This is a genomic window from Alkalibacillus sp. S2W (assembly GCF_046764385.1).
GTDB lineage: Bacteria > Bacillota > Bacilli > Bacillales > Alkalibacillaceae > Alkalibacillus > Alkalibacillus almallahensis.
In genome coordinates, this window is sequence record NZ_CP177234.1 from 405,742 (window position 1) to 431,188 (window position 25,447).

Annotated in this window: 23 protein-coding genes, 2 pseudogenes and 1 riboswitch; of the genes and pseudogenes, 19 read left to right on the plus strand and 6 right to left on the minus strand. The window is 39.5% G+C overall.

The features are described 5' to 3' along the window. Positions 1–69: 69 nt before the first annotated feature. Positions 70–762, minus strand: a complete 693-nt coding sequence (locus tag ACKXGF_RS02250; RefSeq protein ID WP_411954690.1) for a 3D domain-containing protein — start codon at positions 760–762, stop codon at positions 70–72. Positions 763–1,013: 251 nt separating this feature from the next. On the opposite strand from ACKXGF_RS02250, the gene ACKXGF_RS02255 reads away from it, so the two are divergent. From ACKXGF_RS02255 to ACKXGF_RS02290, 8 genes and pseudogenes are all read left to right on the plus strand, one after another. Then, on the plus strand, positions 1,014–1,577 hold the full coding sequence (locus ACKXGF_RS02255) for an NADPH-dependent FMN reductase (RefSeq protein WP_411954691.1): 564 nt from the start codon (positions 1,014–1,016) through the stop codon (positions 1,575–1,577). A gap of 203 nt (positions 1,578–1,780) precedes the next feature. Then, positions 1,781–2,449, plus strand: a pseudogene (locus tag ACKXGF_RS02260) (PTS transporter subunit EIIC); the annotation flags it as partial. A 71-nt stretch (positions 2,450–2,520) separates the two neighbouring features. Next, complete coding sequence (istA, locus tag ACKXGF_RS02265) at positions 2,521–4,023, plus strand: IS21 family transposase (protein WP_411953786.1); 1,503 nt, start codon at positions 2,521–2,523, stop codon at positions 4,021–4,023. After that, complete coding sequence (gene istB, locus ACKXGF_RS02270) at positions 4,020–4,745, plus strand: IS21-like element helper ATPase IstB (RefSeq protein WP_411953787.1); 726 nt, start codon at positions 4,020–4,022, stop codon at positions 4,743–4,745. The genes istA and istB overlap by 4 nt, the downstream gene beginning before the upstream one ends. Positions 4,746–4,783: 38 nt before the next feature. Further along, a pseudogene (locus tag ACKXGF_RS02275) lies at positions 4,784–5,614 on the plus strand (PTS mannitol transporter subunit IIBC); the annotation flags it as partial. A gap of 197 nt (positions 5,615–5,811) precedes the next feature. After that, the gene (locus tag ACKXGF_RS02280; protein ID WP_411954692.1) at positions 5,812–7,863 is read left to right on the plus strand and encodes a BglG family transcription antiterminator; all 2,052 of its coding nucleotides are present in this window, start codon (positions 5,812–5,814) and stop codon (positions 7,861–7,863) included. Between the two features lie 36 nt (positions 7,864–7,899). After that, positions 7,900–8,334, plus strand: a complete 435-nt coding sequence (locus tag ACKXGF_RS02285) for a PTS sugar transporter subunit IIA (protein WP_167262096.1) — start codon at positions 7,900–7,902, stop codon at positions 8,332–8,334. Further along, entirely contained in the window at positions 8,334–9,476 is a 1,143-nt protein-coding gene (locus tag ACKXGF_RS02290) for a mannitol-1-phosphate 5-dehydrogenase (RefSeq protein ID WP_411954693.1), read from the plus strand. Before ACKXGF_RS02285 ends, ACKXGF_RS02290 begins: the two co-directional genes overlap by 1 nt. A gap of 74 nt (positions 9,477–9,550) precedes the next feature. Here ACKXGF_RS02290 and ACKXGF_RS02295 read toward each other — a convergent pair whose 3' ends face one another. From ACKXGF_RS02295 to ACKXGF_RS02310, 4 genes are all read right to left on the minus strand, one after another. Further along, entirely contained in the window at positions 9,551–10,324 is a 774-nt protein-coding gene (locus tag ACKXGF_RS02295; protein WP_411954694.1) for an enoyl-CoA hydratase, read from the minus strand. Between the two features lie 22 nt (positions 10,325–10,346). Beyond that, entirely contained in the window at positions 10,347–11,591 is a 1,245-nt protein-coding gene (locus tag ACKXGF_RS02300; RefSeq protein WP_411954695.1) for a helix-turn-helix domain-containing protein, read from the minus strand. Positions 11,592–11,737: 146 nt separating this feature from the next. Beyond that, on the minus strand, positions 11,738–13,387 hold the full coding sequence (locus tag ACKXGF_RS02305; RefSeq protein ID WP_411954696.1) for a methyl-accepting chemotaxis protein: 1,650 nt from the start codon (positions 13,385–13,387) through the stop codon (positions 11,738–11,740). A gap of 19 nt (positions 13,388–13,406) precedes the next feature. After that, entirely contained in the window at positions 13,407–14,354 is a 948-nt protein-coding gene (locus ACKXGF_RS02310) for a BMP family lipoprotein (RefSeq protein ID WP_411954697.1), read from the minus strand. Between the two features lie 161 nt (positions 14,355–14,515). After that, positions 14,516–14,701, plus strand: a riboswitch (cobalamin riboswitch). Positions 14,702–14,835: 134 nt separating this feature from the next. Here ACKXGF_RS02310 and ACKXGF_RS02315 point away from each other — a divergent pair. The 4 genes from ACKXGF_RS02315 to ACKXGF_RS02330 all read left to right on the plus strand — a co-directional run bounded on the left by ACKXGF_RS02315 (position 14,836) and on the right by ACKXGF_RS02330 (position 18,580). Next, entirely contained in the window at positions 14,836–15,846 is a 1,011-nt protein-coding gene (locus ACKXGF_RS02315) for an ABC transporter substrate-binding protein (RefSeq protein WP_411954698.1), read from the plus strand. Positions 15,847–15,870: 24 nt separating this feature from the next. Next, on the plus strand, positions 15,871–16,911 hold the full coding sequence (locus ACKXGF_RS02320; RefSeq protein WP_411954699.1) for a FecCD family ABC transporter permease: 1,041 nt from the start codon (positions 15,871–15,873) through the stop codon (positions 16,909–16,911). A gap of 11 nt (positions 16,912–16,922) precedes the next feature. Continuing rightward, positions 16,923–17,687, plus strand: coding sequence for an ABC transporter ATP-binding protein (locus ACKXGF_RS02325; protein WP_411954700.1), 765 nt, complete (start codon positions 16,923–16,925; stop codon positions 17,685–17,687). A gap of 77 nt (positions 17,688–17,764) precedes the next feature. Next, complete coding sequence (locus ACKXGF_RS02330; RefSeq protein ID WP_411954701.1) at positions 17,765–18,580, plus strand: DUF368 domain-containing protein; 816 nt, start codon at positions 17,765–17,767, stop codon at positions 18,578–18,580. A gap of 102 nt (positions 18,581–18,682) precedes the next feature. Here the strand turns inward: ACKXGF_RS02330 and ACKXGF_RS02335 are convergent, their stop codons facing one another. Then, the gene (locus ACKXGF_RS02335; protein WP_411954702.1) at positions 18,683–19,468 is read right to left on the minus strand and encodes a histidinol-phosphatase HisJ family protein; all 786 of its coding nucleotides are present in this window, start codon (positions 19,466–19,468) and stop codon (positions 18,683–18,685) included. A gap of 124 nt (positions 19,469–19,592) precedes the next feature. Here ACKXGF_RS02335 and hisZ point away from each other — a divergent pair, with 124 nt between their 5' ends. From hisZ to hisF, 7 genes are read left to right on the plus strand one after another with little or no spacing between them, the layout of a single operon-like run. Continuing rightward, positions 19,593–20,837, plus strand: coding sequence for an ATP phosphoribosyltransferase regulatory subunit (gene hisZ, locus ACKXGF_RS02340; protein ID WP_411954703.1), 1,245 nt, complete (start codon positions 19,593–19,595; stop codon positions 20,835–20,837). Continuing rightward, positions 20,824–21,477 carry an ATP phosphoribosyltransferase gene (gene hisG, locus ACKXGF_RS02345; RefSeq protein ID WP_411954704.1) on the plus strand — a complete coding sequence of 218 codons (654 nt, stop codon included), beginning with the start codon at positions 20,824–20,826 and terminating at the stop codon, positions 21,475–21,477. Before hisZ ends, hisG begins: the two co-directional genes overlap by 14 nt. Beyond that, complete coding sequence (gene hisD / locus ACKXGF_RS02350; RefSeq protein ID WP_411954705.1) at positions 21,467–22,753, plus strand: histidinol dehydrogenase; 1,287 nt, start codon at positions 21,467–21,469, stop codon at positions 22,751–22,753. Before hisG ends, hisD begins: the two co-directional genes overlap by 11 nt. 15 nt (positions 22,754–22,768) lie before the next feature. Next, positions 22,769–23,359: an imidazoleglycerol-phosphate dehydratase HisB gene (hisB, locus tag ACKXGF_RS02355; RefSeq protein ID WP_411954706.1), complete on the plus strand. Its 591-nt coding sequence runs from the start codon at positions 22,769–22,771 to the stop codon at positions 23,357–23,359. Between the two features lie 11 nt (positions 23,360–23,370). Beyond that, complete coding sequence (gene hisH, locus ACKXGF_RS02360; protein ID WP_411954707.1) at positions 23,371–23,976, plus strand: imidazole glycerol phosphate synthase subunit HisH; 606 nt, start codon at positions 23,371–23,373, stop codon at positions 23,974–23,976. Then, complete coding sequence (hisA, locus tag ACKXGF_RS02365) at positions 23,973–24,692, plus strand: 1-(5-phosphoribosyl)-5-[(5-phosphoribosylamino)methylideneamino]imidazole-4-carboxamide isomerase (RefSeq protein WP_411954708.1); 720 nt, start codon at positions 23,973–23,975, stop codon at positions 24,690–24,692. The genes hisH and hisA overlap by 4 nt, the downstream gene beginning before the upstream one ends. Further along, complete coding sequence (gene hisF, locus ACKXGF_RS02370) at positions 24,686–25,444, plus strand: imidazole glycerol phosphate synthase subunit HisF (RefSeq protein WP_167262079.1); 759 nt, start codon at positions 24,686–24,688, stop codon at positions 25,442–25,444. Before hisA ends, hisF begins: the two co-directional genes overlap by 7 nt. The last annotated feature ends 3 nt before the right edge of the window (positions 25,445–25,447 follow it).

Below are 25,447 nucleotides of genomic sequence, written 5' to 3' on the forward strand. Positions count from 1 at the left end.
CCCACGAATAATAAACTAGCATAAAAATAAAACCATTTAAGGAGTCAGTTCCTCAACTGGTTTCATGCATTAGTAATCTAAAATCTTAATTTGAACTTGTCTTCTTCCGAATCGGTTCGCATCAGCCTCATTGGCCATAAAGACATCGATACGATTACCTTTAATAGCGCCACCGATATCACCTGCTACAGCAGTACCATAGCCTTCAACCCATACGGTTGCACCCAATGGAATAACATTCGGATCGACGGCAATGACTTTCTGATTTGGATTTGCACGTAAGTCAATGCCTGTTTTTGTTGTACCACTGCAGCCATCACAATGTGCTGTATAAGCGGTTGCTTCCATATACATTGTTTCTTTCACGTCATTGGATTCGCTGACATGTTGAACCTCACCAGAATTATCTTGTTGCTTTGTTTCTTGTTCTTGGTTATTATTTTGGTTCGACTCTTGAGATTGTTGTTGCTCATTGTTTTGTTTTGATTCCTTTTCTTCGTTATCTGCTTGATTACTAGATTGTTTGTTAGCTACTTTTGTTTTAGATTCTGATTTCACAACAGTAATGCTCTCTTTTGTTGAGAGATGTGTTGAGATGGCTTGGTAGTTATTTGAGCTTGTCTTCGATGAATCTGTGTCTTCTGTGTTTTCTGCATCTGTATCTTGGCTTGAATTAGCGTCTTTTATATTAGAATCAAATGCTACTAATAGAATGGCAATCAGGATCCCTGCACCAAGCATTAGTACAATAGTTTTATTCATGTTCATACCTCCGTAAATTGAATAAATTGACAATAGGACTTTGGTTTTCTTTTTTGAGCCCGAGGGGTAGTATAACAGTTACAAGTAACAGGTCAATCACAGTGCTTGTACAAATGTATAACAGTTTGATGACATGCCTGAAAAGAATCTAAAAATTTTTAACAAACAGACTAAAAGCACTATTTCATCAATTTGAAAAGGCTGTCACAAAGGGTTAAAATAAAGTCAAGATCCTAATGGGAGGGGTATTAGTGAAAGTTGTATTATTGAATGGAACTATGGTTGGCTCAAAGACAAAGACGCTTTTATTAGAAGCGGAGCAACATTTAAAAAATATATCAAACGAAATTGAAATTGAATCTATAGATTTAGAACAATATCCTGTCGATTTTGCAGACGGGCGGGGGTTAGAAGATTATTCTGAAGTGACACAATCGTTGATTAAAAAATTGGAAGAAGCGGATGGTTTTATTGTGGCGTCGCCTATTTTTCAAGGGTCTATTCCAGGTTCGCTTAAAAATGCTCTTGATCTTGTATCACCTCAATCGATGCGCTACAAACCTGTGGCGCTCATGGCAAATGGAGGCACGGTACAACATCATTTAGTGATCGAGAACCAACTGAAGCCTGTTTTTGACTACTTTAAGTGTTTAATCACACCTAATTATGTCTATACCGATTCGTCTCAATTCTCCCATACTAATGAATTAATTGCGGAAGGTGTAAAACATCGCATTTATGAAATGGCTCGTGTATTTTCACATTATTTACCGATGAGTCAGGCGATTAAAGAAGGCGATCATTTATACTCTTAAGCTAAAAGTGAATAGAGACTTTTAATATAATTCCCTAAAGTACAGGTCTAGACCTGTACTTTTTTAATGGTGTCAACATTCATGTTGTCAAAAATGCTTTAAGAGAAGATTGTGAAGGTAATGAAAACGCTTTACCATAGACATTAGCAATCATATTAGATTCAGTTAAAATCATTTTATAAGTAACTTGAGGAGGAAAAAGTATGGCACAAAATAGTGTGCGCGAAAAGATTCAACGTTTCGGTAGTTATTTAAGTGGCATGATTATGCCGAACATTGCAGCTTTTATTGCATGGGGCTTAATCACGGCATTATTCATTCCGGACGGTTGGATTCCAAATGAATCATTGGCTCAGCTCGTAGGACCGATGATCACCTATTTATTACCGCTTTTAATTGGTTATACCGGCGGTCAAATGATACACGGTGGCCGAGGTGGCGTAGTTGGTGCAACAGCGACAATTGGTTCTGTTGTGGGTACAGACATTACCATGCTCTTAGGTGCTATGATCCTAGGTCCACTCGGTGGTTATATCACTCGTAAAATGGACGAGGCGTTTCAACATCGTATTCGCTCAGGATTTGAAATGCTTTATAATAACTTCTCAGCAGGTATATTAGGTGCAATATTAGCAGGATTGGCATTGAAAGTCTTTGGCCCATTAGTTTCTGCATTAAACCAAGTGTTAGCATCAGGCGTTGAAGTGTTAGTGAATGCAGGATTATTGCCATTGGCGAATATCATTATTGAACCGGCCAAAATCCTGTTCCTTAACAATGCCATCAACCATGGTATCTTAAGTCCGTTAGGGTTAGAAGAATCAGCTGAAACAGGCAAATCGATTCTCTTCTTATTAGAAACGAACCCAGGTGTGTAATGCAAAATAAAAGTACAGAAGTTTGCAACTAAAAAGTACACAACACTGCAATCAAAAAAAAAGACTTGCCAGCCCAATCAAATACCACTACTGTTATTGGTGTCGAATCAATTAAACAGTGGAGGTTGAAAGGAATGCTGGCAATGTCTGAAATTAATTGTATCAAAGTTTTACGAAATCAAAAATCAAAATCCGTCAATTCAATCGCTGAAATGCTTGGTATTAATTGGCGTACAGCTAAAAAGTACGCCGATAAGGATTGGGTGCCTCAAGAAAACGTGCAACCCAAACAAGGCATGATGCATGAAGAAGGATGGGGTGAGATCGTATCGGATTGGCTTATAGAAGATTATAAACTACCTTACAAAAAGCGTCGTACGAATAAAGCTATTTTTGCACAATTACAAGCCATTGGCTTTGAAGGCTCATATCGTACCGTTTGCCATTTTATTAAAGACTGGCGTGAAGGAAAGATCAACGATGATTCCACGAAGGATAAGGGGTACGAAAGGTTACAACATCCTCCAGGTGAAGCGCAAGTTGATTTTGGCTTGTTAGAAGCTGTTAAAGATGGTCAATATGTCGATGTTCATGGTTTGTCCCTTAGTTTACCTTATAGCAACGCAACTTTTTGTGTTCCGTTACCAAGTGAAAACCAAGAATGTTTCTTAAAAGGGCTAGAAACTATTTTTAAACAAATGGGAGCCGTTCCTAGAGTGCTAAGAATTGATAATTTAAAAGCAGCTGTTATTAAACCTAGGGGACGCCATCAGGAAGTTGAATTCACCCATGAACTCCATCAATTTTCAGCATATTATGGTTGTGAGATTCAAGCTTGTAATCCCTATAGTGGCCATGAAAAAGGTCATGTCGAAAATAAAGTTGGTTATATTCGATATAATTTCACAACACCTGCACCTGTCATGACGTCATATGAACAACTCACAGACTGGTTGGAGGACCAACTGACACAAGATCGCCAACGCCAACATTATGTAAAACAACAAACAATTGAAGACCTTTATCAAGATGAACATCAACACATGCTTCATCTTCCTGATCAAGATTATCCGATATTTAAAGAAAAATGGGTGAAAGCTAATAAATATGGGGAAATTGTGGTCGACCAAGTCAAAGTACATGTACCTAAGAGCTATAATTTTGGACAAGTTCGATTAGTGCTTTATTGGGATCAATTTAAAGTCACATCTCCTAACGGAGAGATCCTTATGAAAGATGTTAGACCGTATATGCATAAAAGAAGACAAATTCCTTGGCAAGGTATTCTATCCTCTTGGCTGGATAAGCCAAGAGCCATAGAGTATTCACGTTACCAACCATACTTGCCGGTTCGAATATTTGAATATATCCGGATTGAGGATCATCGTTTAAGAAAAGAAAGGCTGCGTTGGTTGATTCATCAATTGGCCCAACATGATATGGAACAAATTAATGATCAATTTTATGACTTAATAGATAACGATCTACAACCTGAACACGACGACCATCCATATGATGTTGACTGGAGCCTTTATGATCAAAACATTCCAAGGGGTGAGTCAACATGACGCGGGATATTAAAGCCATGTGCAAGTCACTAAGATTAGCGTATGTAGCAGACGTTTATGAATCAATACCATTTGAAACAAAAGAGCAATTTTTAAAAGAGCTATTTGAAAAGGAATTCGCTTTAAGGGAGGAAGCCAGAGCGGACCGCTTAATGAAGAAGGCGAAGTTCTTACATGTTAAAGAACTGGATGATTATCATTGGGGAAGCCATATCCATTTTCCTCAACAATTAGATAAAGATGAACTGATTTCCCTCAGTTTTATCAAACGCGTCGAAAATGTCATCTTAACAGGAGCACCAGGAACAGGTAAAACCCATCTAGCAACAGCGTTAGGCCGGGAGGCTTGTCGAAATGGTTTTGAGGTCCGATTCTTCCGTGTTTCAGATCTCGTTGATCAATTAGATAGAGCGTGGCAAGACGGAAAATTACGAAACTTTAGGAACAAGTTTAAAACGGTTGATTTAATCGTATTAGATGAAATGGGATACATTCCATTCGGAAAAGAAGGAGCAGAGCTGTTATTTCAACTCATCTCTGAGTGGTATGAACAAAAAAGCTTAATGATCACGTCCAATTTAGAATTTAGTCAATGGAACCGGATATTTTCAGATTCACGTTTAACAGCTGCCTTAGTGGATCGCGTGATCCACCATGCGCATGTACTAAACTTCACTGGAGATAGCTTTAGAGTGAAGCACGCACTATCTAATCAAGAATAGCGAAAAAGGGCTGGCAATCTTATGTATTTTTGATTGCAAAACTATGTATTTTTCTCTTGCAAAATACACCAGGACCTGGTTTAGGTGTTTTACTAGCATTTGTTGTGTTTGGTACAGGAATGGCAAGAAGTTCTGCCTCTGGTGCGACTATTATCCAATTCTTTGGCGGTATTCATGAAATCTATTTCCCTTATATTTTAATGAAACCATCATTGTTATTAGCGGTAGTAGCTGGTGGTGTAAGTGGTGTATTCACCTTTAGTATCATGGATGTTGGTTTAACAGCAACGCCATCTCCAGGTAGTATTTTTGCTTTAATGGCAATGACTCCTAGAGGTGATCATTTAGGTGTCTTATTAGGTGTGATTGTTGCAGCAGCTGTTTCATTCTTAATTGCTTCCGTTATTCTGAAAGCGAGTAAGACTGATGGCTCTGAAGAGTTAGAGAATGCAACTAACCAAATGGAATCACTTAAAGGTAAAGAGAGTTCGGTCTCTGGACAGTTAAAACAAGATCAACAATCAGCTCAATCTGATGAAACAAACGAAGACGATCAAGCCGAAGAGGAGCCTGCTGAAGTGCCTGAGAACGTTAATAAAGTCATCTTTGCGTGTGATGCAGGTATGGGCTCAAGTGCGATGGGCGCTTCGCTCTTAAAAGACAAATTCAAAAAAGCTGACATTGAAGGTATTGAGGTAAATAATACAGCCATTAATGAATTGCCTGGTGATGCTGATATTATTATCACGCATAAAGACCTTACTGATCGTGCTAGAACGAAAATGCCAGGTGCTTATCATATTTCAGTAGAAAACTTCTTGAATAGTCCTAAATATGATGAGTTAGTTGAAACTATTAAAAAGCAATAATCTAACAAAAAATCGTGGAATAGCCTTTCTAGAGTGATTTCCACGATTTTTCTATGCGCATTAAATAATTAAGTTGTTTAGTTTTGACAACAATGATTATGTCTAAATAGCAAGAAGATTGAATTGCTTGAGCCGTTTTAGGGTAGTTACAATAATAGTGGGCATTTAGATGAAATGTCAGAAGGGGGTGTGAATCAGTGTACATTTCTGGTCGTGAGCGTAAATTAATTGAGACACTCTTATCTTACGATGAACCAATTCCTGTTAATCAGTTGTCAGGGGAATTAGATGTTAGTGTCAGAACGGTTCACCGTGATTTAAATAATCTTGAATCAATCATTCAAGATTATCACTTAACGATTCATAAGAAATCTGGTGTGGGCGTTGAGTTATCAGGAGACAAAGATGATCAAGAACGGTTGAAGCATGCGATTTTACAACTTGAGCACACTGATTACACACCCGAAGAGAGACAATCTATTATACTGACGACGTTATTAGAAGCTCAAGACCCGATTAAATTGTATGCATTGGCGAATGAACTACAGGTTACCATTGCGACGGTTAGTCATGACCTCGATTATTTGCAGCCTGTATTAGAGCAATACGAGTTAAGTTTAATTCGTAAGCGAGGGTATGGCGTGAAGATTGATGGTGAAGAAAAGCAAAAACGCTCAGCGATGAGTTATCTCATATCTAAACATGTCGATGAATCAGAGCTCATTCATTTGTTAAGTAAACATATAGAGCAAGACTCGCAACAGATGAATTCGATTTCGCATCGTCTTCTTGATTTAGTTGAACATGATAAATTATCGCGGGTTAAAGAAGCGGTCAATCAAACGAATGCGGATTTACCGTACGAACTAGCAGACAATGCGTACATTGGTTTGATTGTTCACTTAGCGTTGGCTATGGAACGATTACAAAAAGGTGAGACGATTCAATTTGATCAGGCGTATTTGACCGAGTTAGAAGATTCGAGAGAGTTTCAAATAGCTCAAAAGATGATAGAAAAGCTAGAGAAGGCGTTTGATATGACGATCCCTCGTGATGAAATTGGATATATCACGATGCATCTTCTAGGGGCAAAGTTGCGTTATGATCATGATTATTTGCTAGAAGAATCTTCACTTGATATGGCTTTTAAAGCTAAAGAATTAATTGATTTTGTTAATCGCAGAATGGAGCGGTTTGTATTTGAGCAAGATCAGATTTTAAATGATTTGGTGGCTCATTTAAAACCTGCTGTTTTCCGTTTATCGCAAGGGATGAATATTAAAAACCCCTTAGCATCACAAATTGAAACCGATCACCCTGTCTTATTCGAGATTATTGAAGAGGGAGTTCATCAAGTTTTTCCTCATTTAGCTTTTCCAAAAGAAGAGGTGGCGTATTTAGTATTACACTTCGCCTCGACGATGCTAAAGATGGAAGAGGATGTACGTTTTGATTTATTAGTTGTGTGTTCGAGTGGGATCGGCACATCGAAAATGTTAGCGACTAAAATTAATCAACAATTTACGGAGATCAGTTCAGTTGACCATGGTTCTTTGTTTGATATCGAACGCTTAGACTTAGAGAAATATGATTTTGTGGTATCAACTGTCCCCATTCAAAACGTGTCTTATGAGTATGTGCTGGTATCACCTATGTTAGACCAAGATGACATTCGTGAGATTAATCGTTTTATTCATAAACAACGCGTGAGTCGAAATGTAGGAAGAATGAATCGGACCGAAGAAAGCTCAATTCATTATGATGACATGAAAGCGTCTCAACCTCATCATCCACTACCGATTATTGATGATGTTTCGGTTAATCCGATTCAGGAAACATTAAGTTTAGAACAAACGGTGAAAAAGGTTTGTGAATTATTGCTTGATCAGGATGTGATCCGCGATGATCAAGTTGTTTCAGATCAGTTGTTAAAAAGGTTGAATAGCGGTGGGGTCGGAATCCCCAACACATCTTTAGCTTTATTTCATACACGGAATCATGAGATTGTGAAGCCTTCCTTAACAATTTATCCATTACAGACGCCTATTAAGGTAAAGGGAATGGACGATCACTGGATGGAAATGAAGCACATGATGGTTATGATCTCACCAGAATCTGTTGGTCAATATGAATTAGAAGTTCTAAGTTCGATTAGTGAATTACTCGTTAAGGATGATCAAGCGATTTCTGTTTTCGTGTCTCAAGAGGAAGACATAATCAAAGCTTATTTAGTGGAGCAATTGACTTAAGCGACTCTTAACATCAAATAGAAGGGAAGAATGACAATGGCTAATGATATTTTAACGAAAGACAATATTGTATTAAATGCAGAACTAAATAGTAAAGAGGAAGCTGTGCGTTATGCAGGGCAGATTTTAAATGATCAAGGGTATGTAGAAGCAAGCTACATTGACAAAATGTTAGAACGTGAAGAAGTATCTACGACGTATATTGGCAATCAAGTCGCGATTCCTCATGGTACAGAGGATGCGAAATCAACCGTTAATGAAACGGGTCTATCGGTTGTGATTGTACCGGATGGTGTAGACTTTGACGGGAACGAGGTCAATATTTTAATCGGTATCGCAGGTAAAGGAAATGAGCACTTAGAGATTCTATCTAAAATTGCACTCGTTTGTTCTGAAGAAGAAAATATTCAAAAGTTGATCAACGCTGAAACAAAAGACGAAATTCTAACGATTTTAGGAGGCGTTAATTAATGCTAGCTGTGCATTTTGGCGCTGGTAATATTGGTCGGGGGTTCATTGGGACGTTGCTCTTTGATGCGAATTACCATACCGTGTTCGTCGATGTTAATGAAACTATTATTCAGGAAATTAATGAACGCAAGCAATATCCTGTGATTTTAGCAGGAGAAGAAGAGCAAGAGAAAATTGTGAGCAATATTTCAGGTATTGTCAGTACAGAACAGCCAGAAGAAGTAAGTGAAAATATTGCTAAAGCAGATATCGTCACGACTGCCGTTGGACCACAAGTGCTTCCGATTATCGCCCGAAATATTGCTGAAGGCTTAGTGAAACGGTTTGATGAAAAGAACGATTACCTGAATGTCATCGCCTGTGAGAATATGATCGGTGGCAGCACATTACTCAAAGAAAAAGTGTTAGAACATTTGCCACAAGAGTATCATGCGTTGTTAGAAGAGCGGGTAGGGTTTCCAGATGCTGCTGTTGATCGCATTGCCCCTAATCAAGAAAATGAGGATCTGTTAGTCGTTACAGTTGAGCCTTATTATGAATGGGTGGTCTCACGAAATGATGTGAAAGGTGAGATTCCAGATATAAAAGGAATTACTTATGTTGAAGATTTAACATCATATATTGAGCGCAAATTATTTACGGTCAATACAGGACATGCTGCGATCGCTTATCTAGGTGACCAATTTGGATATGACACCATTAAGGAGGCTACCCAAGATCAGGAGATTATAACGACTGTGAATGGCGCTTTACAAGAAACAGGGCATGTTCTCATTCAATTATATGGATTTGATGGCGCAACGCATAAGAAGTATCGTAAGAAGATTGTTAATCGATTTAAAAACCCTTATTTAAACGATGAGATTACGAGAGTAGCACGTGGACCGAAACGTAAATTAGGAGAGAGAGATCGCTTGATTCGTCCAGCCCTTCAGTATGTTGAATTGTTTAATGAAGCTCCTAAATATTTGATCAAGGTGATAATCAGTGCCCTTGACTATAGTAACGAATCAGATGCTGAAGCAGTGGAATTACAACAAATGATTCAAGAATCTGGCTATGCTCAAGTCTTAGAAGACGTATGTGGCTTAAGCCCAGAAGAACCACTATATGATTATATAATGGACGAGTTAGGTAATTAAAGCTAAATCCCTTAGCCAACTCATACATACGAGTATGAAGGCTAAGGGATTTTTATTAAGAAATTAATTTGGTCTTACTCCCAAGTGAAATTCGGATGGCGCTTATTAAGGAAGGCATCAACACCTTCTTGGTGATCCGAAGTTTGTCGCATGTTTGTCTGACCTTTTGTCTCAGCAGCCAAGAACGATTTGAGTTGATCAATCGTTTGCTGATGATAAATCATTTTCGACTCAATCATCGCCAAGATTGGTGACTTCTTCAATTTATCAATATACTGATTAACCACTTGATCCATATCAGAGTTAATCACAAAGTCGATTAAACCCAACCCTTTTGCCTCATCAGCTTCTAATCGTTTACCTTCCCAGATGATTTGCTTCGCACGTACAGTCCCGATACGTTGTTGCATGAAGAAATGTCCGCCTCCATCAGGAATCAAACCTATTCCGATAAAGTTCATCGCGACTTTAGCATCTGATTTCGCTAAAACATAGTCACAAGCAAGTGTTAAACTAAGGCCTAGTCCAGCAGCTGAACCTTTCAGAGCAGCGATCGTGATTTTAGGCATTTGATAAAGTGTTAAGACAATGTCCTCAATGGTGTTCATAATGTTTTCGAAATCCCCGCCAGCATCTGAATTTACCATCATGTTTAAGTCTCCACCTGCTGAAAAAGCTTTACCGTTCGCTTCTAAAACGACAATTTTAGAATCATTATGGAATGCTTCATTTAAGCGTTCAGCTAAAGCACTTAACATTTCTTCGTTTAAAGCATTCATTTGTTCAGGACGATTCAAGGTAATAGTCGTCACATGATCTTCTTCGGTTAATAAAACGAGATTAGACATAGAATCCCTCACTTTTAATAGTTTAGATGCCTAATTGCATCAACTTGTTATAATACATAATTGCTTCTCTGTCGCGGTTCTGACTGACTAATGACTCTGCAAGGAAGAAATATAGTTGTTTTAAAGTCCTATTTTCTCCTCGTTCAACCAAATAATTGAGCCAGTATTGTTCAGCTTCATTAATAAACTGTGTTGTGTGAAGGGTATCATAAATTCGGTGTTCTAACAGCCATAATAAACAACGAATTTTCTGATCACCAATCTGATCACTTAATTGTTTACCATATTCAATATACGACACGGCTTCGTCATATTCCTGCAAATGATGATAAGATTTTGCGATTAGTTGAACACAATGAAGTTTTTCAAAAGTAGAATAAAATCCTGATAAAGCTTGTTCTAAGTAGTTCAATGCGTGTTCCCACTCTTGTTTTTCACAATACATGAAGCTAATATTATACTGTACATTGGCCGTTACATGATCTGAATCCATCATCGGTCTTGAGTTTAATACTTGAAAGAAATAGCGTTCTGCAATATCAAATGCTTGCAATAATGTATAATTGATGCCGAATAAGATGTAACAATTGGTAATTTTGGGATACATAAACACATTGATATATTGTTCTTTAGCGATTTGACAATAGTGATTGCTGCGAGCAGGTTCAGATAATCTGGTGTAAGTAGCAGCAATTAAATAATACAAATCAGGATCTTTCATCGCATAACGCGTTAGGACTTGTTCAGCATCGATGAGATATAGAATCGCTTGGTGAGGATAAGCAAGGTGAATATAGTAAACGCCCATGATTTTAAGAAAGTAGTAGCGTTTTTCTTCCTCGAAGCTTGATTCCATTTGTAATAGCTCATCTATTTCGTAGTAATTAACTCGGTCATCTTTCATTTCAATAAAATAATAAAGTTCGATTAACTTGAATAAATGGATGATTTGTTCATGGTGAAAAGGAGTTAATTGGTTTTTTAAAAATTGATAGTAAGAGCTCGCTTCATTGAAATTCTTTTTCGAAATAAGTTTATAAAGCCACATGATTTCGTCTTCAATAGCATAGTTCGTCATTTTATTAAAAGATTCAAGTGAGATACCCAATCGTTCGCATAACATATTAAATAGATCTTGGCTTGGTTCAATCGTATCGTTTTCTATTTTACTTAAATATGAGATCGAACATATTCCATCTGCAAGATCTCGCTGGGATAAGCCTTGATTTGTCCTATGATATTGAATGAATGAGCTCACATTAAACATTTTTTCACCTAATTTATAAGAGTAGGATGGACTGTTATAAAACAATTGTATGATTTTACCTTCTATTAGTATTGTAAGCAAAAAGGTAACGAATGTAAAAATCCCTTTCGACTTAACTGTTATGTTGTCGAAAGGGACCGATTTACTTAGTGAAAATGTGATGTCTTTTCATTTAATTCTTCAATCATCATTTCAAGTTTCTCAGCTTCTTGTTGTAATTTTTGGAAGGCATTTTGCTGTTCGCTTGCTGAGGCTGAAATTTCTTCAGTACCTGCGGCTGTTTCTTCAGTAACAGAACTAATGCTTTCCATTGTTGCGGTGATTTGCTCAGATTGCTTACGTGATTCGTTCATATTTTGTGATAGTTTCTCTAGGCGATCATAGATTTGGCTGACATGCTCAGCGATATTATTAAACGATTGCTCAGATGTATCGACTGCATTCACTTGTTCTTCGCTTAGACGTGTTGTTTCTTCCGTTTGAACATTGATTTTATCAACACCTTGGCGAATTTGATCAACCATTTGTTTAATATCATCTGTCGCTGAAGTTGATTGATCAGCTAATTTACGAACTTCATCAGCTACAACGGCGAAACCTTTACCGTGTTCACCAGCACGCGCAGCTTCGATCGCTGCATTTAAAGCAAGTAAGTTCGTTTGTTCAGCAATATCGTTTACAAGTGCAACAGCTTGTTCAATCTGCTCCGTGTAATGCGTGAATTGTTCTACTGAGGAACGAACTTCTGCCATTGCTTCTTGGTTCTGATCCATAATGGTTTTCTGTGAGACAAGTGCTTTATGCCCGTCTTGGACAGCTTGTTGTGCATGGGTACTTTCTTCATTGGCGGCGTCACTTTCTTCAGCATTTGCTTCAAAATCATGTTGCATATTTTCAACGAGTGTCACCGCATCTTGGACATCGTTAGAAATTGATTGACTACCTTGAGCTAATTCATCGGTAGAACTTGCGACTTGTTCACTGCCCTCTGTTAAACTTTTAATTTCATCGTTTAGTTGTGTACTAAAGTCGTCTACACGTCGATTAATAGAATGGATGGATTCGACGGTGTCCTTTAAGTTTTCAATCATCGTCTTAAATGAACGCTTAAGCTGGCCGACTTCATCTTTTTCTTTCTCATCAACGTCAATGTCTAATGATAGTTTACCAGAAGCTGCTTCTTGTGCTTGTCGTGATAATGCTTGTAGTGGGTTAGCAATGCGGTTCGATAATCTAAGGGTTAAGAATAATGTGAAGATAATCAAGATCATACTCGCGATTAAAATAATCATCAGTATTCCACTGATCATATTTTGCTGTTCTTCGATATTCTGATCATACCAATTATTACTCGCACGTTCTAACATGTAGGCATCATTCACAAGTCCAGCAGTTCTTAATGCTTGCTGTTGGACGTTGTTCATATTCTCAGATTCGAGCGCTTCATTGGTTGCTGTTTGCCAATTCGAATATTTTTCTTGCGCTTGGCTAGCCCAGCGTTGTTGCTCCTCTGTCTCAACTAAATCCATAATCCCTTGAATTGTTTCATTTGTTTGCTCTACTTGCAATTCAGCCTCTTGTTTCGTTGCTGCAGAAGGGCTGTAGAAGTAAGTAGACAAAGCCTGTTCAGTAGATTGAAGCTGAGAATAGATATCTTTACTTTCAAGTAAGACATCAATGTCATCTTGTGATGAATCTTGTAAATTAATCATCTGATAAGCAATAAATGACACGATTAGTAAACTCAATATAAGCGGTGTCAATGTCATTATGTACAATCGTTTTTTAATGGACATTCAAAGACTCCTTTCCGGATTAATTTTGTGCATCATCTAAGGTCTGTTGTTGTTGATCCGTTAGCTCTATGACGCGAATTGGCGCTAAACCAACCCCTTCTTCTTCTAGTCCTAATTCGCGGTGATTTCCTTCTAGTGATTCACCGTTACTGAGCTGTTCCATTACATTATAAATGGCAATATTGACGTTCTTGACCATGGATGAAACAACGGCATCTTCAGCAATCGTGTATTGGTCCGTATCGACACCAAATGCATGAATGCCCTGACTTTGTGCTTCTTGTAAAGCACCTGTTCCAGTAAAACCTGCAGATGGGAATATGTAATCGGCTCCTTCATCAATCATATTACTAGCGATCTCAGCCCCTAATTGGTCATCATCGAAAGTTCCGGCGTACTCAGTTAAAATCTCAGCATCTGGATTGGCTTCTTGAACACCTTGTTTAAAACCATCTTCGAATTTCTGGATCACGTCACTTTCAACACCACCGATAAAACCGACGACGTCACTATCTGTGCGCATTCCTGCAATTAAGCCGATAAGACGGCTACCTTCATCTTCTTTAAAGGTAATTGACGTCACATTTGGTAGGTCAATCGTGTCATCAATCACGACAAATTGTTGGTCTGGATATTCCTCTGCTTTTGCCTTAATGGCAGGTGACGTTGTGAAGCTGAGACCAAAGATGACATCATGGTCTTGGTCGATGAGCTGTTGAAGCTTCTCTTCATAGTTCTCATCTAATGGTTCGCGGTAATCAAAAACCACATTTAATTCATCTCGTGCTTGTGTTAATCCTTGGAAGGCTAAGTCACTAAAGGCATTATCACCAATACCGCTTTCTGTGACGAGAAGCCCAGCACTTAGGGTGTCCTCACTTGAGTCTATATTCTCACTGTTTGATGAACATGCGACTGTCATCATTAGTGTGAATAGTAGTAGAACAGTGATTTTGATTCGTTTCATAATCAACCTCCTAAACTTAATAAATATGTCGAATTTCATCGATATTTCTTACTAGATTAATATCGGACAGCGAATCATTTTTTAAAGTTAATATTCAAGAAAATAACAAAATTTGTTTGACGTTGATGACCTTTCAGCTTAAGATTAAAATTAGATTAATTTAATCAATAAAATATATAGGTGTGAATGACGAGTAGCATTCACTTAATAGGGAAGTCCGGTGTGAATCCGGCGCGGTCCCGCCACTGTGTAGAGGAGCAACTAACCAAACCACTGTCGAATCGACGGGAAGGGGTTAGACGCTAAGATCCTGAGTCAGGAAACCTGCCTATATATTTTAGCTGATTTCCTTCGGGGCTAAAGGGAACGCTATATATCAATCGATCGATTGATTTGTATATAGTAAAGCGACATGCGCTTGTTTTCTTCTGTCCATGGAGGAAATAAGCGCATTTTTTATCATAGAAAGGAAGCGGTACAGATGATGCAAAGCAACTTGAAAAAATGGCTTCTCACGTTATTAATCGTGTTAGCTGTCGGGTTAACAGCTTGCCAAAGCGATGAGGGGTCCGAAGAGGCGAGTAATGGAGAAAACAGCGGAGAAGAGACAACTGAAAATGAATCGAATGAAACTGGAGAATCCGATGAATCCAGTGAATCTGAGGAACAGTCGTATCCCGTGACGTTAACTGATCGTACAGATACTGAGGTAACAATTGAAGAAGAACCCGAATCAATCGTGTCCGTCATTCCAAGCGCGACAGAGGTTGTATACTCAGTAGGTGCTGGTGATCAGGTAGATGGTGTGTCTGAATGGGCAGATTATCCTGAAGAGGTAAACGACGTTGAAACAGTCGGGGATATGAATCTGAATATCGAAAAAATTGTTAGTTTAGAACCAGATTTAGTCGTCGCGGATGTTCAAAATGCTGACGATATTGATGCTATGCGTGAAGCCGGATTAAAGGTGTTAGTTATTGGTTCTCAAAGTTTAGAAGAGGTGTATCACGATATTGAACTAGTTGGTCAAGCTACTGGTCAAATGAACCAAGCTCAGGATGTCATTGATGGTATGAAGACAACGGTCAGTGATGTTCAAGATAAGGTAAGTGATATTCCTGAAGAAGAACGTAAAAAAGTGTGGATTGAAGTAGGACCGGAACTATTTTCTGGCGGTGAAGGATCTTTCATACATGAGGTTCTAACATTAGCAGGTGGTAAGAATATCATCGCCGATCAAGAAGGTTGGCCACAAGTAAGTGAAGAGGTCGTTATTGAACAAAATCCAGATGTCATTATTACGACATATGGTGAAACGACAGAAGGTGCACACGAAACAATCATGAACCGTGATGGTTGGGATAGTATTTCAGCTGTTCAGAATGAGGAAATTTATGATGTTAAAAACAGCCTTCTTTCACGACCTGGACCGCGTTTGGCTCAAGGTGTAGAGAGACTGGCAGAAATATTGTATCCAGAAGAGATGGAATAAGTGTAAAATGAATGGATGTTGATGATGGCAAAGCGTTCGACCTTATGGCTAACGATGATCAGTTTATTAATAGGTTTAGTGATATTAATGGGGTTATCCATATCACTGGGGTCAGCCCAAATATCGTTTACGACTGTTTGGCGAGTTATATTGTCACACGTCCCGATTATGGGGGACTGGATCGAGCGTGATTGGCCTGATTCAACAGCGACGATCGTGTTAGATTTGCGGATGCCACGGATCTTACTTGCTTCTGTTGTAGGGGCGGCATTAGCTTTAGCAGGGGCGCTTTATCAAGGAGTGTTACGCAATCCGTTAGCTGATCCGTTTATATTAGGTGTTTCATCAGGAGCATCATTTGGCGCAGCAATGACGTTTGTGTTTGGTATCCAAATGGTTTGGATTGGGCAGATGACATTACCTGTCGTTGCGTTCATATGTGGGTTTGCGACATTAATGGTCGTTTATTCGATTGCTCGAATCGGTCAAAAGGTCAGAATGGAAACGATTATCTTAGCAGGTGTGGTTGTTCAAGCATTTTTAGGTGCCTGTTTGTCATTGGTCATGTCATTAGCAAATGAGAAATTGCAGACGATTGTGTTTTGGATGATGGGTAGCTTGACGTTGACGGATTGGAGTTATAACGCAGTTGTTTTACCAGTGATTGCTCTTACAGCAATTGTGGCCATGATGTTTACGAGAGAACTTAACATGCTCGGACTAGGTGAGGAAGTGGCGCACCATTCCGGCGTATCGGTAGAAAGAACTCGATTTATTCTGCTAATCTTAGCATCGCTCATGACTGGCGCAGCAGTTGCCGTTTCAGGTGCGATTGGTTTTGTGGGACTAGTCGTACCCCATATGATTCGGCTAATCGTTGGATCTGATTATCGCATGATATTACCATTATCAATTATTGGAGGCGCGCTATTTCTTGTAGGAGCGGATACATTAGCGCGTGTCATCCTAGCACCCCGAGAATTACCGCTCGGTGTGATTACAGCCTTTTTAGGCGCGCCATTTTTCATTTATTTATTGCGTCAGGCAAAACGCGAGTACTTTTAGGAGGAATCGATATGCTTTCCTTACAACATGTGTCGAAAACCGTTGACGAGCAGACACTTGTTTCTAATGTATCCTTTGATGTGGAAGCCGGGCAGTGCGTTGGGTTAATTGGTCCAAATGGCGCCGGGAAATCAACATTAATGAAATTAATTTCAGGGATGTATGAGGTGACAGATGGGCAAGTGTTATTGTTTGGCCAAAACGTGAAACGATGGTCGCATAAGAAAAAAGCTCAACGTGTGTCTGTTCTGACACAAGATGGACTCGCACCTTATCCAATGACTGTTTATGATACGGTGATGATGGGACGTTATCCACACTTGAAATTTTTCCAACGTGAAAGTGCAGATGATTTAAGTCGGGTTGATCATGTGTTAACTATGACAGGGTTAACGGATTTAAAAGACCAAATGCTCGACACACTAAGTGGTGGTGAACGTCAACGCGTCGCGATTGCGAAGGCGATGGTTCAGGATCCTGATTTATTATTACTCGATGAACCAACATCCTTTTTAGATATTGGATATCAGACGGAGGTCTTGAACATCGTGAAAGCTTGGCAAGAGCGAACAGGCTTAACAGTGCTCATGGTGTTGCATGATTTAAATTTAGCCGCGCAATATTGTGATCGGTTAATTTTGATTAACCAAGGTGAAATCGTCAAGCAAGGGTCTAGTGATGATATTTTGACTACCGAGACATTAGAAGCCGTCTATCGAACGACGCCACAAATCGTTCGTCATCCTGTCAAAGATATTCCACAAATTTTATTATAAGGGCATCTTCCACTGACCATGTTATGTATAATAGAATAGATGAAGGTATGTAACATGGAATAGGAGTTGACGTTTGTATGGAATGGCGGAATTTATATAGAGGTATTATTATGGGGATCAGTGATATTGTCCCTGGAATAAGTGGTGGAACGATTGCTGTTATTTTAGGTATTTATGAACGGCTAATTGAAGCGATTAATGGTGTTTTATCACGTGAATGGAAAAAACATCTAGGGTTTTTGATCCCACTCGGGTTGGGCGTATTACTGGCTATATTCACATTAGCGAATGTGATTAATTGGTTACTTGACCATTACCCGAATCAAATCTTGTTTTTATTTATCGGGTTAATTATTGGTATTATTCCGATGTTATTGAAGAAGTCTGATTTTAAGAAAACTTTTGGCCCTGTACATTACTTATTGTTTGGACTAGCTGCTGTTTTGATCGCTTCGACAGCATTTTTTCAAGAAACTGCAGGTGAAGCAATCGAAACGTTTGATGCTCGCACGTATGTCTTGTTATTTTTATCAGGTTGGTTAGCGAGTTCTGCGATGATCTTACCGGGAATCAGCGGCTCGTTGCTATTGCTACTCGTTGGCATGTATCCGACATTTACATACGTGTTAGAAGATATTGTAATTCAAGGACTGATTCCGCTAGCACTCGGGATCGGATTTGGGTTACTTGTGATGAGTAAAATCATTCGGTTCTTCTTATCGCACTATTTTTATCAGACGTATGCGTTAATCGTTGGACTCGTTGTTGGTTCTGTGGTCGTGATTTATCCAGGTTTTCAACCAAGTATTGTTTTAAATGTCATGAGTATCGCACTGATCGGTGTGGGGCTCTATGTGGCGGCCTTATTAGGTAAATTAGAACATCAAGCATAAATACAGAAAACTGGGCTTACCCTATGCAAGTAGGATGAGCCCAGTTTTTAGTATCAGACTGTTGAGAAAGGCATTTAGAATTGTGCGATTTCTGCTTCATCTCTATAATTTGTGAAATTGAGGTTTTTGTTGTTCGAATGTGGCAACATAGTTAAATCCGACATCGCGCAATAGCTCATAGCTTGATTCGATGTGATCGCCAACACGTTCAGGTTTGTGGGCATCCGAACCAACTGTGATAATCTCGCCACCCATATCGTAATATAATTGCAGAATGTCACGGGTTGGGTGAACACGGTCCATGCCGTATTTGTAGCCGGACGTATTAATCTCAATTCCTTGTCCACGTGGGATAATAACTTTGAAAACTTCTTCGATCACGTCATGAAAGTGATAGACGCTTGGTTCATATTTATAACGAGTCACTAAATCAATATGGCCTAAAATACTAAATTGATCGAATGCTTTAGCGCATTCATATAACTCGGTGTAGTACTTTTCATAGGCGTCATTTAATGATTGGCCTTCGAATAAGCGTCCGGAATGCAAATCTTTATGGTCAGTCGTATGCATTGAGCCAATAATAAAATCAAAGGAATGGTCTTGTAATAATTGTTGATAACGCTCCGTTAAATGGGGTTGAAAGCCAAGTTCGATTCCTTTTTGGATCGTGATTTGCTTGCCATATGTTTGTTGCATCTCACGTATTTTTTGCTCATATTGATTTAAATTAACGTCGAAGTGAATCGTCGGATCAGGATAGTCATAGTCAATGTGTTCGGTGAATGACAGTTCCTTGACCCCGCGCTTGATTCCCGCTTCAATCATGTCTTCCATGGGTGCGTCGCAGTCAGCTGAAAAATTCGAATGCATATGATTATCAAACATGGTCTCATCCTTTCTATCAATCTCATTGTAATGGCTTGACAGTTAGTAGGGCAATCGTTAAAATATTTTACATAACTTTATTCTGATAAAGTGATAAATAAATAGAGTGATAAAGGGTGTTTATATGGCATTTAATCAACCGTTGCCACAAGGGGTAACTGATTTATACGCACAGGATTATGAATTAAAACAAACATTAATAGATCGACTTAAACAACTTTATCATGTGTATGGGTGTCAGCCGATCCAGACACCGACTTTTGAGTATTATGATTTATTTAAAAATATACCGGGAACGATGGATGACGATCAAATGATTAAATTAATTGATCGTGATGGTAAAGTGCTTGTATTAAGACCAGATGCTACGGTTCCGATTGCACGCATGGCCTCACAGGCGACGTCAGATGCGCCATTATTAAATAAAATGTATTACGTCACGAATATTTTTCGGATGGAAAGTGGTGAATCGGACCGAACGTCTCGCTCCTTTTCCCAAGTTGGCGTGGAATGGTTTGATGATGGTCGCGAATTAAATGATTTAGATATGGTTGTTTTAGCGATTAAATCATTGAAACATACTGGCTTGAACGCTATTCAACTCGAACTAGGTCAAGCTCGTTTCTTTCGAGCCCTAATGAGTGAAACAGATTTAGACGCTGTAGCGGAAGCGCAAATACAGGCAAAATTAGAAGCGAAAAATGAGTATGAACTAAGTGATTTATTGGATGAATTAAACGTATCAGAAGTGGTGAAGAAAGCGTTACTTCAATTGCCGCAATTATTTGGTAAGCCAAGTGAGGTACTAAAACAAGCGACAACACTTGTTTTAAATAGTGAAATGACGCAAGCTTTAGATCATTTAACCCGTTTAGTGGAGCGTCTGGATGAATTGGGTTATGCTGAAGATGTATCGATTGATCTTGGTTTAGTTAATCATCTGAATTATTATACAGGGGTTATGTTTCAAGGTTATATCGAAGGGTATGGTAAACCAGTGATTCAAGGTGGACGTTATGACCAATTGATGACGTATTTTAACCTGAAAACAAGTGCCATTGGTTTTGGCGTTTATATTGACGACTTGCTAAGAATCGCGAAACAACAGCAAGCTGTCTCATTACCGAAACCATCACAAGCTGTGGTTATGACGAATGATGACACGATTAAAACAGCGATGAGATTAGCTCAACAATTGCGTGAATACAATGTCGTGACGACGTTAGCTTCTAATCAAGATTCAATCAATCAGGCTGAATTAGTCATCGATGTTGTGAATCAAACGATGGATATGAACGGAGAACAGGAATCTTATCACCAATTGGATGACGTTTTTGAAAAGGTAGGTTTAACGAATGGAAACGATTAAAATTGCTCTCGCTAAAGGCCGCTTAGCTGATTTAAGTCTAGAACTGCTTGAACAAATCGGCATTTCATTTTCATCTTACTACGAAAAAACACGTAAATTAACGTTTATAAGTGATGATGGAAACTATGAACTGATTTTAGTCAAGGCGATGGATGTGGGTACTTATGTAGAGAATGGTGCTGCTGATATAGGTGTTGCTGGAAAAGACACATTGCTTGAAGCAGGGGCAGATGTGTTTGAAGTGATTGATTTAGGGTTTGGTCGTTGTGAATTTGCGGTGGCTGGTGAACCAGGCACTGAATTGTCTGCTCATCAACCACTTACCATTGGAACGAAATATCCGAAAATTACCAATGACTATTTCCAAGCACAAGGACGCCAAGTTGAAACCATTAAATTAAACGGTTCTGTTGAATTAGCGCCATTAGTAGGATTGAGTGATGTGATTGTCGATATTGTAGAAACTGGGAGTACGCTTAAGGAAAACAATCTTGAAGTGATCGAGACGATGCTATCCATTAGCGCACGACTCGTGGTAAACAAAGCCAGTTTCAAGACAAAAGGAACGGCCATTCGTCCAGTGATCGATCAAGTCAAATCAATCGTTGATGAAAAAGGACGTGTCACAAATGGAAATTAATCGTATCCAAACAAATGATATTCCTCAAATTATTAAGAATCGTAAAAGTCGTGACGCTGTTCAATACGATGAGATTGATGACCGTGTTAAAACGATCGTTCAAGCGATTAGAAAAGATGGCGATGACGCAGTTAAACATTATATCCATCAATTAGATGGCGTTGATTTAACCAATTATATCGTGACACAAGCAGAAATAGAGGAAGCCTATCGTATCGTAAGTGAGGATATGATCGAGGTCCTAAATGAAGCGAAAGCGAATATTAAGGAATATCATGCTAAACAAAAAGAGACCTCTTGGTATTCAGCAGATGCACAAGGGACGTGGTTAGGTCAGCAAGTCACACCAATTGAGCGCGTGGGCATTTATGTCCCTGGAGGAAAAGCTGCTTATCCATCAACGGTTCTGATGAATATCGTGCCGGCTGTTGTAGCAGGTGTAAGTGATATTATCGTGACAACGCCAGTACAAGCTGACGGAACGATCAATCCGATGACATTAGTTGCTGCTGATATGGCAGGCGCAAGTCAGATTTTAAAAGTTGGAGGCGCTCATGGTGTCGCAACTTTAGCTTACGGAACGGAAACAATCCAGGCTGTTGATAAAATTGTCGGGCCAGGCAATGTGTACGTAGCACGTGCTAAAAAGTATGTCTTTGGTGATGTTGGCATTGATATGATTGCTGGACCGAGCGAAGTGTGTGTTATAGCAGATGAAACGGCAGACGCAGCTTTTGTTGCTGCCGATTTAATCGCACAAGCTGAACACGATGAACTCGCATCGGCTGTCGCTGTAACGACAAGTGAAGCGATCGCATCAGCCATACAACGAGAAGTAGAGGGACAGATGAAAAAACGTGCTCGCCAGGCTATTTTACAAGAGTCGATTCAGCAACAAGGCGGGATTTATGTTGTGTCAGAATTGGAGACAGCGATGGAATTCGTGAATGCCTGGGCACCAGAACATTTGGAATTACAAATAGCTGAACCGTTCGAATGGTTACCTCATGTTAAACATGCGGGCGCGATTTTTCTAGGACACTATACACCAGAGCCTCTCGGTGATTATTTCGCCGGTCCGAATCATACATTGCCGACAAATGGCACAGCTAAATTTTCCTCGCCACTCGGAGTTTATGATTTCATGAAAAAATCTAGCGTGATTTACTATACAGAAAGTGCGTTACAACAAGTGAGACATCAAGTGGAGCGATTTGCTGATCAAGAAGGGCTTGATGGTCATAGAGAGTCGGTCCGGATTCGATTTAATGAATAAGGGGAGGTTAGAATTATGCGCCAAGCAACGATTAAACGAGAAACAAGTGAGACTGCGATTGATTTAGCTTACGGATTAGATGGTAAACAAGACATTCATATTGATACAGGTGTTGGTTTTTTGGATCATATGTTAACCCTATTTGCTGCACACGGTTCTTTTGACTTAACAGTAAGTGCTGATGGCGATACGTATGTAGATGATCACCATACTGTAGAAGATGTCGGGATTGTCTTAGGTCAAGCCTTTAAACAAGCCCTTGGTGATAAAGCTGGAATCACGCGATATGCATCTGATTTTACGCCAATGGATGAGGCCCTAAGCTTAGTATCGATTGATGTGTCCAATCGTCCATATCTAGTTTTTGATGTAGATGGCTTAGGTGAAAAAGTAGGGGCGTTTGATACAGAACTCGTTGAGGAATTCTTCCGTGCGTTTATCAATCAAGCGGGTGTGACTTTACACATTAAATTGATGCACGGCTCGAATAATCACCATATCATTGAATCGATTTTCAAAGGATTTGGTCGCGTATTAAATGAAGCGGTCACGATTAAACATGAAGACGGATCCGTCCCTTCTACAAAAGGAACGTTATCAGAGTAAGGAGTACAGCCATGATAGCCATTATTGATTACGGAGCAGGTAATTTAAAAAATGTGAAACACGCATTAAAACTATTAGAAATTGATGCATTCGTTACGGATGATCCAAGTGATCTAGCTCAAGCAGACGGGATGATTTTGCCTGGTGTTGGTGCTTTTGGTGAAGCGATGAAACGCCTTGAAGCAAGTGGTTTTGTCGATACAATTAAACAAGAAGTAGACAAGGGAACGCCTCTTTTAGGGATTTGTTTAGGGATGCAATTGTTGTTCGACAAAAGTTATGAACACGGTGAACATGCTGGTTTAGGCTTGATAGAGGGTGAGATTGTTCGGTTTTCTGACGATGTGAAAGTCCCGCATATGGGTTGGAATCAGTTAGCATTAAAACAAATGACATCGCTTAATGAAGGTGTTCAAGATGAGGACTATGTTTACTTTGTTCATTCCTATTATGCTCAAACGACGCATGAAGCAGATATTTTACATGAAACGGTTTATGGAAAGTCGTTCACGTCAGCTGTGAAACGAGGTCACGTGATGGGGATGCAATACCATCCAGAGAAAAGCTCGCGTGTCGGAATGCAATTACTAAAAAATTTCGGGGAGATGGTGCAATGAGAATTTTTCCTGCGATTGATTTACGAAACGGACAATGCGTTCGTTTAAAGCAAGGTGACTATAACGATGAAACCGTTTATGGTGATCCTATTGAGATGGCGGAACAGTGGGAACGTGATGGAGCGAGCTACTTACACCTAGTCGATTTGGATGCAGCTAAAGGGGACCCTTCTGAGAACGGCGAGGTAATCGAACAAATTGTGAGTCACGTCAATATTCCAGTGCAAGTTGGCGGAGGCGTGCGTGATTTAGATCGCATTCAAACATTATTAGATAAAGGCGTGACGCGAGTTATATTAGGGACGGCGGCCGTGAAGGATCCGGCGTTTGCTAAAGAAGCCGCTGCACAATTTGGTGGTGACCGTGTTGTCGTTTCGATTGATGCACGTGATGGTTATGTGGCAACGGACGGTTGGATCGAAACGTCTGAATTAGAAGCGGTTGACTTTGCTGTCCAGATGCAGTCTTATGGAATCAAAACGATTGTTTATACTGACATTGCTAAAGACGGCATGCTCCAAGGACCTAATATCGATGCGCTTTACGAAATGAATGAGGCCACGTCGCTTAATGTCATCGCATCAGGTGGTGTGACTTCCTTAAAAGATATACGCGCGCTTAATGACGTGAAACTTTACGGTGCGATTGTTGGAAAGGCGTTATATGAAAACAAAGTGAATCTAGCAGCGATTATGAAGGAGCCATCAACATGTTAGCCAAACGCATTGTCCCATGTTTAGACGTACAAGATGGCCGTGTGGTAAAAGGCAAGAAGTTCACTGATATTCAAGATGTGGCTGACCCGGTTGAGTTAGGTAAGCGGTACAGTGAACTAGGTGCTGATGAATTAGTATTCTATGATATAACGGCTTCCCATGAAAAACGCGATATTTTCTTAGACGTGGTCGAACGTGTATCAGAAGAAGTTCACATTCCATTTACAGTCGGTGGCGGCATTCGAACGGTCGATGATTTTCGGGCTGTTCTTCAAGCTGGTGCTGATAAAGTGTCGATCAATAGTGCGGCTGTCACGAATCCAGATCTGATCGATGAAGCATCTGTCCGTTTTGGCAATCAATGCGTTGTTTTATCGATTGATGCGAAAGAAGCGGACGGTGAATGGTACGTCTTTGTGAAAGGCGGCCGAGAGAACACGGGTAAGAAGTTAATCGAATGGGCCATAGAAGGGGAAAAACGTGGCGCTGGCGAGATTGTTTTAAATGTCATGGATACTGATGGCGTTAAACAAGGCTATCGAAGCGATGTGATGGCTCAGTTAAGTGACCACGTTAACATCCCTGTTGTTGCTTCAGGTGGTGCAGGTAAAGAAGAACATTTCCTCGATGTATTAACGAATGGAAAAGCAGACGCAGCCTTAGCCGCATCTGTCTTTCATTTTAATGAAATAGAATTAAGCGATTTGAAACAGTATTTATATAATCATGAACTTCCGATTAGGTTAGGGTGATCA